General features: G+C 66.8%; 10 protein-coding genes. 8 read left to right on the forward strand and 2 right to left on the reverse strand.

What is annotated here, in order from left to right; all coding sequences use genetic code 11:
* Positions 1-40 precede the first annotated feature (40 nt).
* Together M2319_RS22875 and M2319_RS22880 are read right to left on the reverse strand one after the other, a co-directional pair.
* On the reverse strand, positions 41-1,057 hold the full coding sequence (locus M2319_RS22875; protein ID WP_264603793.1) for a DUF4424 domain-containing protein: 1,017 nt from the start codon (positions 1,055-1,057) through the stop codon (positions 41-43).
* An 87-nt stretch (positions 1,058-1,144) separates the two neighbouring features.
* Positions 1,145-3,703, reverse strand: coding sequence for a hypothetical protein (locus M2319_RS22880; protein WP_264603794.1), 2,559 nt, complete (start codon positions 3,701-3,703; stop codon positions 1,145-1,147).
* Between the two features lie 318 nt (positions 3,704-4,021).
* Here M2319_RS22880 and M2319_RS22885 point away from each other — a divergent pair, with 318 nt between their 5' ends.
* From M2319_RS22885 to M2319_RS22920, 8 genes are all read left to right on the forward strand, one after another.
* Positions 4,022-4,543: a hydrogenase maturation protease gene (locus M2319_RS22885; RefSeq protein WP_264603795.1), complete on the forward strand. Its 522-nt coding sequence runs from the start codon at positions 4,022-4,024 to the stop codon at positions 4,541-4,543.
* Positions 4,531-5,013, forward strand: a complete 483-nt coding sequence (locus M2319_RS22890) for a hydrogenase expression/formation protein (RefSeq protein WP_264603796.1) — start codon at positions 4,531-4,533, stop codon at positions 5,011-5,013. Before M2319_RS22885 ends, M2319_RS22890 begins: the two co-directional genes overlap by 13 nt.
* Positions 5,006-6,100, forward strand: a complete 1,095-nt coding sequence (locus M2319_RS22895; RefSeq protein WP_264603797.1) for a hydrogenase small subunit — start codon at positions 5,006-5,008, stop codon at positions 6,098-6,100. The genes M2319_RS22890 and M2319_RS22895 overlap by 8 nt, the downstream gene beginning before the upstream one ends.
* Positions 6,097-6,756: a respiratory nitrate reductase subunit gamma gene (locus tag M2319_RS22900; RefSeq protein WP_264603798.1), complete on the forward strand. Its 660-nt coding sequence runs from the start codon at positions 6,097-6,099 to the stop codon at positions 6,754-6,756. Before M2319_RS22895 ends, M2319_RS22900 begins: the two co-directional genes overlap by 4 nt.
* Positions 6,753-8,021: a (Fe-S)-binding protein gene (locus M2319_RS22905; RefSeq protein ID WP_264603799.1), complete on the forward strand. Its 1,269-nt coding sequence runs from the start codon at positions 6,753-6,755 to the stop codon at positions 8,019-8,021. Before M2319_RS22900 ends, M2319_RS22905 begins: the two co-directional genes overlap by 4 nt.
* Positions 8,022-8,050: 29 nt before the next feature.
* Positions 8,051-8,515 carry a hypothetical protein gene (locus M2319_RS22910; RefSeq protein WP_264603800.1) on the forward strand — a complete coding sequence of 155 codons (465 nt, stop codon included), beginning with the start codon at positions 8,051-8,053 and terminating at the stop codon, positions 8,513-8,515.
* 14 nt (positions 8,516-8,529) lie between these two features.
* The gene (locus M2319_RS22915) at positions 8,530-10,272 is read left to right on the forward strand and encodes a nickel-dependent hydrogenase large subunit (RefSeq protein WP_264603801.1); all 1,743 of its coding nucleotides are present in this window, start codon (positions 8,530-8,532) and stop codon (positions 10,270-10,272) included.
* 164 nt (positions 10,273-10,436) lie between these two features.
* Positions 10,437-11,087 carry a class II aldolase/adducin family protein gene (locus tag M2319_RS22920; protein WP_264603802.1) on the forward strand — a complete coding sequence of 217 codons (651 nt, stop codon included), beginning with the start codon at positions 10,437-10,439 and terminating at the stop codon, positions 11,085-11,087.
* Positions 11,088-11,315 lie beyond the last annotated feature (228 nt).

Consider the following 11,315-nt stretch of genomic DNA (forward strand, 5'->3'; position numbering starts at 1 on the left):
TACTCTTCGATTTGTGCATCGAAAGGCGGCGTGCTGCCCCTCACTCCACCGGGACGGCGAAGAGGACGTCGATGTCCTTTTCCGGCGCGAAGTTCTCTGCTCGGTGGACGAAGGTGGTCGGGCCGGTCTTTTCGATGCCGTCGATGCAGAGCGAGATGAGGGCGTCGGGCGTTCCCTTGTCGATGGTCAGCGAGAAGCGGCCGATGGGGCCGAGCCAGTTGTTGCCGGTGGTCAGCACGTAGCGCAGATCGTTGCCGTGGATGATGTTGTGGCGGGAGCGCTCCACCAGGCGGGAGACGCCGCGGCGGAAGCCGGCGTCGGTGCAGTATTGTTTCGTGAATTCCGATCCCGGCTCCAGCAGCGAGGCATCGAGGAAGAAGACGCCGGGCACCGGGCGGTAGGAATGGGTGACCTCGATGGTGTCGTTCGCCGGGAAGGTCTGCTGCCAGTAGAAGACGACCTCGGCCTGCCAGTGGAACGAGGCGATCGGCTTTCCCTCGCCGATCCAGGCGCTCGACCAGTCCATGACGCCATGGGATTCCAGCTCCTGCCGGTCGGCCTCGGGCAGGGTGTTGAGGCGCTGGTAGAGGAGGTCGGCCTCGTCGGGATCGGTGGTGATCCCGGTCACCGGCACGTCATAGGCCTTGAGGACGTCGGTGACGTCGACGCCGAAGCGGGTGGCACGGACCTGGGTCTCGAAGCTGATCGGCTCGCCGTCGACGGCGGCCTTGAAGTCGACGAAGTTGTCCGGGTCGTTGGCGTCGACGCTGTAGTTGACCTCGTCGCCGACGGTGAGCTTCGGCAGCGGGAAGGCGACGAGGGTGGTGACGTCCTTGTCGGAGGTGTTGCGGAAGAGATAGCGGACGCGGACCTCGCCGCGGGAGAGATAGAGGTCCTCCTCGGCCATCTCGATGGCGGAGGACTGGGTGAAGACGAGGCCGCCGGCGTCGATGCGGGCGGTGCTGTCATTGGCGCGGGCAGGCCCGCCAAGGGCGAGGAGCGCTGCGAAAAGGGCGACGGCGGCAAGCGGCCGCGGCAAAGAGTGGGCGGACTGCATCAAACCCTCCTGTGGTGTCGGCCGCGACGCCCGTGGCGCCGGCCGGAATGATCGCGGCCAGAATAGCAGCCGACCCAGCAAAAGATCCTATTCCGTGCGCAGACCGATTGCCTCGGCCGTGGCGAGCGGGGCGACGAGGCCGTCGGTCGAAAAGGCCCTGTCTAGGGCGCCCCGGTTCGCGGCCGGCGCGAAGGCGGAAAAGACGAGGAGCCGGCCGTCGCGCCTGGCGATGGCGAGGCGCACGACCGCATCGATCCTTTTGCTGCCATTGGCGTCGAGCGCTCCGGCGATGTCGGCATAGCGCATTTCGCCGGCCCCGAAGGGCAGCGTGCCTTCGCCCAAGGTCTCGCCGCCCTCCAGGACCTTGGTCGCAAAATGCGTCTTGGTCTCGGCAAAGAGGTCGTCGAGGGAGCCCTTGGCGCCGGAGACGGTGACGGCAGCGGAAAAGACGCCTTCGGGCACCGTTCCGGCGCGCCAGGCCTTGTCGCGCAGGCGCCAGGACTCGACGGCCGCGCCGCGGTCCTCGCGGATCGTCCAGCCGTCCGGCACGCGCAGCGCAAAGCCACGGGCCTCGACCTTGCGGACATAGATCGGAGCGACGTCTGCGGGCGCAGCCGCGGGCTTTTCGGTCTGCACCGTGCCGGTCCGGGGAACCGATGCCACCTTTGGAGATGTTGTGGCGGCCGGCGGCTCCTCGGCAGATGCGTTCTGATCAGGAGCCGGCGCAGCGGCCTGCGTTTCTTCCCCGGTGTCGGCGGCGTCCGGCTCCGAAGCGGCCGGGGACGCTGATGCCGTGTCCTGATCCGGCCTTTTGTCCGTGGCCGGGGCCTCGCTGCGGTCCTCCGCCGGCGGTTCTTCTGCGGCCGGTTCGTCGGGCTCGCCTTCCGGCCCCGTTTCGGGCGGCTCTGCCGCTTCGGGGTCTGTCGCGACCGGCGTTCCGGTCAGGGTGACGCTGTCGGCGATCGCCTGCACGGCATCGGCGGTGGCGTCGTCGAGGTCGACGGGGGCAAGGGTCGCCATGGCGATGGCCGGCACGGCCTTGTCGGCGAGCAGCACCTCAAGGCCGACATCCGCACCGTCCTGGCTGGCGCCCTCATAGGCTTCGAGAAAATGCCAGGTGTCGCTATCCTCGACTTCGGAATTGGCGGTCAGCACGTCGTCGGACATCAGGGTGAGCATCGCTTCGACGAAGCGGTAATAGGGCTCGTCGATGCCGCCGCCATAGGCGCCGGGTTTCAGGACCGCGAAGCGGATGAGGACTTTTCCGTCGGCGCTGGCCGCCTCATAGGGCGCGACGGATCCGGCCTCGCCCTTCCGCCAGGTCCAGCCGGCGGGGAGCGTTGCGGAAAACCCCTCTCCGGAAACCGCGACCGGTTCGGTGGAGGCAGGCGGCGCGCTCCCGGCGGCCGCCGGCTCGGCTGCTGCGACGACGTCTTGTGGTGAAGGCGTTTCGGCCTCTTCGTCGGTTGCCGGCCCTTCGGCAGCTGCGGTCTCCTCTGCCTCGGGCTCTGCCTCCTCTATGGCGCCGGCCGCCTCGGGCTCTTGCGGTGCTTCAGCGGTTTCTTCCTTGGCCTTGGCCGCGCCGTCGATGGCGACACTCCCTGCGATCTCCTTGAGGAGCTTCGCCATCGCCGCATCCGCGTCGGCCGGGGCGAGGGTCGCCATGGCGATCGCCGGGCGCTGGCGGTCGGCAAGAAGAATGTCGAGGGTGACGTCACTGCCGTCGGCGGCGCGGCCCTCATAGGCCTCGCGGAAATGCCAGACGCCGCCGTCTTCCAGTTCGCTATTCGCGGTCAGTTCGTCTTCGCTCAGGAGGCCCCGGATGCCGTCGACGAACTGGTAGTAGGGCTCGTCGATGCTGCCGTAGCCGCCCTCCTTCAGGACGCCGAAGCGGATCCGCGCGGCGCCTTCCGGTGCAATGGCGTCGTGGTATGCGGTCAGCCCGCGCCCGCCTTCGCGCCACTGCCAGGTGTCGGGGATTTTGACCGAAAATCCCTCGCCGGTGATGGTCACGAGTTTCGTCGCTGCGGTGGATGCAGCAGGCTCATCGGGTGCCGATGTTTCGTCGGCCGCGGCGACGTCCTCGCCACGTTCACCGGCGGCGGAGGCCTCGTCCGCCACTGCCGTCTCCGGCGCGCTCGCGGTCAGCTTGATGCTCCTCAGCGCCAGCCGGAAGGTTTTTCGGGCAAGGTTCCAGCGCTTCTGCGGTGCCGAGAGGACGAGGGCGATCTGGCCGCCCTGATGGGCGGGATCGGAGAGGATGATGGTGGCGCCGCGCTCGCTGCCGGCGCGCCAGTCGAGGCGGCGGGCGATCTGGCCGGCGACGACAGCGGACGACGTGCCGATCTGGGTCTCGCCGTCGTTGATGTCGGTCACATCCGCGTCGACGATGACGGTGATGCTGGCGCCGCTGCCGTCTTCCGCTTCCAGGAGCACCAATTCGTTGGCCGAGCTTTCCGCCTCGGTCCAGGCCGAGGGCACGTCGAGCGACACGGACTGCAGGGTCTTCGTCGTCCAGCCTTCCCGTGCGGCCGCCGCCGGGCTGGAGGGGAGCAGCACTGCGGGCGGCATCGCCAGAAGCCCGAGCGCGACAAGGGCAACTCCGGCGCGGAACGGCTTTCCGCGACGATTCTTTCGGCAGATCATGCTCGACGTCCTTCCTCTGCGCCCCCGCGCGTGGCGGCCCCTATCGCGGCATTCAAAAGGCCGCTTATCGCGAACCGCCCGTCCCCTTCAACTCCGGAACCTATCATAGCATGGGGTCCGGCGATGCGATGTCCCTTTCGAAAAACCTGCCGGACGAGGCCGGTTTTCGACAATCGCGACGGGGTGTGCGTAACGCCGGCGCGCGCCCGAATGGCCGGATTTTAGCGCGTTTCCAGGGTTCCTGCGTAATCTTCCGCATGGGCAGACACATCATAAAATACTAAAGTATGCATGCATAATTTCGGGGGGCTCGTCGTAATGACCGGAACAGCCGCCAGAGGGTCCGCAGAAGACCCGCACATATCGGGGGAAGCGCATCGCACGCTCGTCCTCGGACTGGGAAACGCCGTTCTTACCGACGATGGTGTCGGGATTCACGTTGTCCGTCGGCTGGATGCCGACGCCGGCCTGCCGCGGGGGGTGACCCTTCGCGATGGCGGCACGATCGGCCTCGGCCTGTTGCCCGACATTGCCGATGCCGACGCGCTGATCGTCGTCGATGCCGCCGAGCTTCATGCCGCGCCGGGCGCGGTCAGGGTGTTCGAGGGGGCGGAGATGGACGCCCAGGTCGGCCGCAGCAAGGGCAGCGTCCACGAGATCGCCCTTTCCGACGTGATGACGGCGGCGGCCCTTTCCGGCAGCCGACCGGAGCGCCGCGCGCTCATCGCCATCCAGCCCGAAATCCTTTCCTGGGGAACCGAGCCGACCGGCGCGGTCGCCGCGGCCATCCCCGACGCCTGCGCCGCCATTGCCGGACTGGTCGACAAATGGACCCGCTAGAACAGGCCGCCCCCTCCCACAACGACGACGCGGGCGTCGCCGCAACGCGGGAGGAGTCGCCGCTGGCGATGGCGCTGCTGCGCGAGATTTCTTCAGCGCTCGCCGACTATCTGGAAACCGGAGAGACCGCGGTCATCGACCTGAAAAGCCTCCCGATGCTGGAGGCCGACCGCGCCGCGCTCGCCGATCTCCTCGGCGAGGGCGAAGTGACGGCGATGCTCGACGTTGCCGGCGAGAGCGAGGTCCGCGAGACCGGCCATGCCGGGGTCTGGTGGGTCCGCCATTTCGGTGCCGACCGCAGGCTCGCGGCCGAGCAGATCGAGGTCACCGCCATTCCCGACATCCTTCTTTCGCACCGCGACGACATCGCGGCGGCGGCGGACCGGCTCGCCGAAACCCTCAAGACCGACCGAGAGACCGACCCACCCGAACCCATCACCACGCTGGATAGGGACACGCACCATGTCTGACGGCAGAACCCTCGGCCAGTTGCTGGCCCGGCGGGGCATCTCGCGCCGCGCCTTCCTCAAATATTCGTCTTATCTGGCCTCGCTGATGGCGTTGCCGCCGGCGGCCTCCAAGGCGATGGCGGAGGGGCTCGCCATGGCGCCGCGGCAGTCGGTGATCTGGCTCTCCTTCCAGGAATGCACGGGCTGCACGGAATCGATCACCCGCGCCCATTCGCCGACGCTGGAAGACCTGATCTTCGACTTCATCTCGCTCGACTATCACCATACCCTGCAGGCGGCCTCCGGCGAGGCGGCGGAAGCGGCGCGACATGAGGCGATGGAAGCCAACAAGGGCAAATACATCGTCGTCGTCGACGGCTCGGTGCCGGTCGGCGCCGGCGCGATCTACTCGACCATTGCCGGCATCACCAACCAGCAGATGCTGGAGGAGACGGTGAAGGACGCGTTTGCGGTCGTTGCCGTCGGCTCGTGCGCTGCCTTCGGCGGCATCCCGCACGCCAAGCCGAACCCGACCAACGCCATGCCGATCGGCCGGCTGGTGAAGGACAAGCCGGTGATCAACATTTCCGGCTGCCCGCCGATCCCCGAAGCGATGGCCGGAACGCTCGCCCATGTGCTCGCCTTCGGCAACGTGCCGGAGCTCGACAGCCACGGCCGGCCGCTCGCCTTCTTCGGCGACAGTATCCACGACCGCTGCTACCGGCGGCCGTTCTACGACAAGGGCCAGTTCGCCGAGAGCTTCGATGACGATGGCGCCCGCAAGGGCTGGTGCCTCTACAAGCTCGGCTGCAAGGGCCCGGTCACCTACAACGCCTGCGCGACGCTGAAATGGAACGGCGGCGTTTCCTTCCCGATCCAGTCGGGCCACGGGTGCCTTGGCTGCTCGGAACCGCATTTCTGGGACATGGGCGGCTTCTACAAGCCGGTCTCGGCGCCGAGCGACGAGGTCGGCCCGGTCGCCGCGATGGCCGTTGCCGGCGGGGCGGCCGCCGGTGTCGCCGCCGGGCTCGTCCACCGCGCCGCCCGGTCGAAGGCGCGGGCCGACCACACCACCGTCACCGTCGATGATCTGGAGAAGTCGTCATGACCGCCGTAGACCTTTTGGCGCTTGCGCGTGGACCGCTGTTTCAGATCGCGCTCGTTATCTTTGCCGCGGGCGTGACGCTGCGCATCGTCGAAATCCTGGTGATCGGCCGCCGGCCGGACTATTCGGAAGCGCGGCAGGGGGCGGTGTTGTCCGGTCTCAGCACCATGTTCACCCGCTCGATCCCGCGCGAGGGCATGTTCCGGCGCAATCCGTTCGTGATCGTCTCCGGCTACATCTTCCATATCGGCATCTTCGTGGTGGTCTTTTTGTCCGCGGCGCATATCGAGGTCTGGCGGGCGATCACCGGCTTTGCCTGGCCGAGCCTGCCGACGCCCCTGGTCGACTTCCTGACGGTTGCCTCGATCGCCGCCATGCTGGTGGTTCTGGTCAACCGGCTGCGCGATCCGATGCTGAGATTCCTCAGCACCTTCCAGGACTATCTGGTCTGGGTGGCGACGTTCCTTGCGTTCGTGACCGGCTATCTCGCCTTCCACCACATGCTGCTGCGCTACGAGCTGATGCTGGCGGTGCACATCATCGCCGTCGAGGTGCTGCTGGTCCTGTTCCCGTTCACCAAGCTGATGCACACGTTCACGCTGTTCATCGCGCGCTACTACACGGGCTCCACGTTCGGCCGGAAAGGGGTGGAATCATGAGCGAGCGCAGCCAACGCGCCATTACCGCTTTCAAGGAGCAGATCGATTCCTCCACGGCGGCGTTCTTCTCAAGCTGCGTCCATTGCGGGATGTGCGCCCATGCGTGCCTGTTCTTCAACGAAAGCGACGATCCCAAATACATTCCGATCCACAAGGTCGAGCCGATGCGCCGGGTCTGGTGGAGCGAATACACCTTCTTCGGCAAGCTCCTGTCGGCCGTCGGGCTCGGCCCGAAGGTGACGGACGAGATGCTGCAGGAGTGGCAGGAACTGGTCTACAACGGCTGCAGCCTGTGCGGCCGCTGCTCCATGGTCTGCCCGGTCGGCAACGACATCACCGGCATGATCCGCAAGGAGCGCGAGGGCATGGTCGCCGCCGGCTACGCGCCGGAGGGCCTGATCGGCGCCTCGGCCCGTGCGGTTCGGATCGGCAGCCCGATGGGCGTGACGCTGAAGGCCGTGCAGGCCCAGGTCCGGCACGTGGAGAACGACACCGGCCTCAAGGTCCCGTTCGACCAGGAGGGCGCGGAATACCTCGTCCTGATGTCGTCCATGGAGATCATGAACTACCCGGAATATCTGGAGGCCATCGTCCAGATCTTCGACCATGCCGGGCTCTCCTGGACGCTTTCCAGCGAGGCCTTCGAGGCGACCAATTCCGGCATCCAGATCGGCTCGTCCGATATTGCCCGCGAACTCGTCTCGCGCGTCGTCGAGGCCGCCGAGAAGCTGAAGGTCAAGACCGTGATCAGCCCGGAATGCGGCCATGCCTATACGGCGCTGCGCTGGGAGGGGCCGAATCTGATCGGCCGGCCCTACAGCTTCAAGGCCCGGCACATCGTCGAAGTGCTCGACGAGCTTCGGGAGCGCGGGCTCCTGAAGACCGAGGGCATGGAGGACGAACTGGTCACCTTCCACGACCCGTGCCAGCTCGTGCGCCGCGGCGGCGTGGAGAAGGAGCCGCGCCGGCTCGTCGACATGATCTGCAGCAACTTCGTGGAGATGCACGACCACGGCAAGCTGAACTGGTGCTGCGGGGCGGGCGGCGGCGTCGGCGCCATCGAGGAGGCGCATGACCTCAAGATGACGGCGTTCAACGCCAAGAAGCGCCAGCTTGAGGAGGTCAGGCCCGACAAGCTGATCACCGCCTGCGCCAACTGCCGGATCCAGCTCGAGGAAGGGCTGGAGGAGAACAATATGGATATCCCCGTCGTCGGTCTCACCGAAATGCTCGCCGAGCATCTGGCCGACAAGACCGACGCCTGACGGGCGGCGGGTCAGGAGAGGTGACAGCCATGTCCGAGATCACCAACGATCAAGATTTCCGCAAGGCGCTCGACGGCCTTGCCATCGACGACCAGCGCCGGATCGGCGCGGAGTTCGTCGAAAGCGTCATCGGTTTTTCCAGCGACGACCGGGTCCGCGAGGCGGTGAAGGCCGCCCGCGAGGGCATGTCGGCGGAAATGCAGAGCGCCGTCTTCAAGAGCGCCAAGAAGGCCTCGCTCGACAGCCATGCGCGCTGCGGTGCGGAGGCCGACTGGTCGTGCCAGGCCGACTATTTCGTGGCGAGGGCGGCGAGCGCCGTCGTCGCCCCGCCGGGCCAGATGAAGAGCGACAACGTCGCCTGGCTCGCCGCCGTCCATGCCCGCATGGCCAAGACCTGCGCCTCCGTCGATGCGCCGGAAGACCTGGCGGAGGAGGAACGCCAGCGCCAGTACCGGCTGCTGTCCGACTTCCTGCAATCGGCAGAGAACGCCTGAAGGGGGACCCGATCATGGCCAACCGCATCGTCGTCGACCCGATCACCCGCATCGAGGGGCATTTGCGCATCGAGGCGGAAACCGGAACGGACGGCGCCATCACCGGCGCCTATTCCTCCGGCACCATGGTGCGCGGCATCGAGATCATCCTGAAGGGCCGCGATCCGCGCGACGCCTGGGCCTTCGCCCAGCGCATCTGCGGCGTCTGCACGCTGGTCCACGGCATGGCCTCGGTGCGCTCGGTGGAGGACGCGCTCAATTACGAGATCCCCGCCAACGCCAACCTCATCCGCAACCTGATGATCGCCGCGCAATATGTGCATGACCACGTCATGCACTTCTATCACCTGCACGCCCTCGACTGGGTCGACGTGGTCTCCGCACTCGCCGCCGATCCGAAGGCGACCTCGGAGCTTGCCCAGTCGATCTCCAGCTACTCCAAATCGAGCCCCGGCTACTTCTCGGACGTGCAGACGAAGCTGAAGACCTTCGTCGAAGGCGGCCAGCTCGGCATCTTCGCCAATGGCTATTGGGGCCACCCGGAATACAAGCTGCCGCCGGAAGCCAACCTGATGGCGGTGGCGCATTACCTGGAGGCGCTTTCCTGGCAGCGCGACGTGGTGCGCCTGCACGCCATCTTCGGCGGCAAGAACCCGCATCCGAATTTCCTCGTCGGCGGCGCGCCGGCGCCGATCTCGTCGAACAGCGCGGCGGGCGGGGCGGCGATGACCGCGCTCAACATCGTCGGGCTGGAAGACATCCGCAATGTCATCAAGTCGATGCAAGCCTTCGTCGACCAGGTCTATGTGCCGGACACGATCGCCATCGCCTCCTTCTACAAGGACTGGTTCGAGCGCGGCGAGGGCGTCGGCAATTTCCTGTGCTATGGCGACTTCCCCGAACACGGCAACGACGACCCGTCGACCTGGCTGATCCCGCGCGGGGCCATCCTCAATCGTGACCTTTCCACCGTCCATCCGGTCGACCTCGACAGCCCGGAGGAGGTCAAGGAGTTCATCGCCCATTCCTGGTACGACTATTCCAGCGGCAAGGAGGCGGGCCTTCACCCCTATGACGGCGAGACGGAGTTCGCCTATGACGGGCCGGAGCCGCCCTACGACCAGCTCGATGTCGACAAGGGCTATTCCTGGCTGAAGGCGCCGCGCTGGAAGGGCGATGTCATGGAGGTCGGGCCGCTCGCCCGGGTCCTCATGCTCTACGCCACCGGCCACGAGCCGACCAAGGCGCTGGCGGACGCGACCCTCTCGAAGCTCGACCTGCCGCTCACCGCCATGTTCTCCACCCTCGGGCGGACTGCGGCGCGCACGCTGGAATCCAAGATCGTCGCCGACCAGATGATGGTCTGGCTCGACAACCTGATCGCCAACATCAAGGGCGGCAACCTCTCCGTCCACAACGAGGCGAAGTGGGATCCGTCGTCCTGGCCGTCGGAGGCCAGGGGCGTCGGCTTCATGGAGGCGCCGCGCGGCGGGCTCGCCCACTGGATCGTCATCAAGAACGGCCGCATCGACAACTACCAGGCCGTGGTGCCCTCGACCTGGAACGCCGGCCCGCGCGACCCGCAAGGCAAGCCGGGCCCCTACGAGGCGGCGCTGATGGACCGACACTCGCTCGCCAACCCGGAACAGCCGCTGGAGATCCAGCGCACCATCCATTCCTTCGATCCCTGCATCGCCTGCGCGGTCCATGTGGTCGATCCCGACGGCGAGGAGCTGACGAAGATCGAGGTGAAATAGGCCGCGGCGACCGGGAACGACCTCCAAACGCGGCCTGGGGCGCTTTGCCCGCACTGTCGAAGCGCTCCGGAGAAGCGGCCTCGCGACGCGGGGCCGCTTTTTCCTTTTGTGCTCCCGCCGCCAGGTCTATGACGGGCCCGTCCGAGATTGAGGGAGTACAGGTCATGGAAGCGGCGGAGCGCCGGTTGCGGCAGGAGATCATCGACGTCTGCCTGAAAATGTCCGACGTCGGCATCAACCAGGGCACGTCCGGCAACGTCTCGGTGCGCCATGGCGACGGCATCCTCATTACGCCGAGCGGCATCGCCTACGAGCAACTTGTGCCGGAGGACATCGTCGCCATGGATTTCGACGGCACGGCGACCGGCAAATACGCCGCCTCGTCGGAATGGCGCTTCCACCTCGACATCCTGAAGGCGCGGCCGGACCTTAACGCCGTCGTCCACGCCCACCCGATCTATTCCACGGCCATTGCGATGTGCCGGGAGGAAATCCCGGCGGTACACTACATGATCGCCGGCGCCGGCGGTCCGACCATCCGCTGCGCACCCTACGCCACCTACGGCACCAAGGAACTCTCCGACCACGCGCTCGCCGCCCTCGACGGCCGCAACGCCTGCCTCCTCGCCAACCACGGCCTGATCGCCGGCGGCCCCTCGCTCGCCAAGGCGCTGTGGCTTGCCGTCGAGATCGAAACCCTCGCTCACCAGCTCACGGTGGCGCGCCAGTTCGGCAATCCGGTGGTGCTCGGCGATGACGAAATCGCGGTCGTTGTGGAGAAGTTCAAGAACTACGGGTTGAAGGAGAAGGACTGAGGGCGAGGGCCGCGGGCCAGACATTCCGTCGTCGCCCGGGCCCTGGGTTTCGCGCCATTCGCGCTGACGGAGTATCGGAAACGCGGAGACACCACATCGTCGCCGAGCGCGCTGCCCTGGATTGCTTCGCTTTGCTCGCAATTGTGCGAGTTCAGATATTCGGTGATGGGATCGCGGAAAGGAGCGACCCATGCGCGACAACAGCTATGACCGGACGATCGAACGGAA

The sequence above is a fragment of the Rhodobium gokarnense genome (assembly GCF_025961475.1).
Classification (GTDB): Bacteria; Pseudomonadota; Alphaproteobacteria; order Rhizobiales; family Rhodobiaceae; genus Rhodobium; species Rhodobium gokarnense.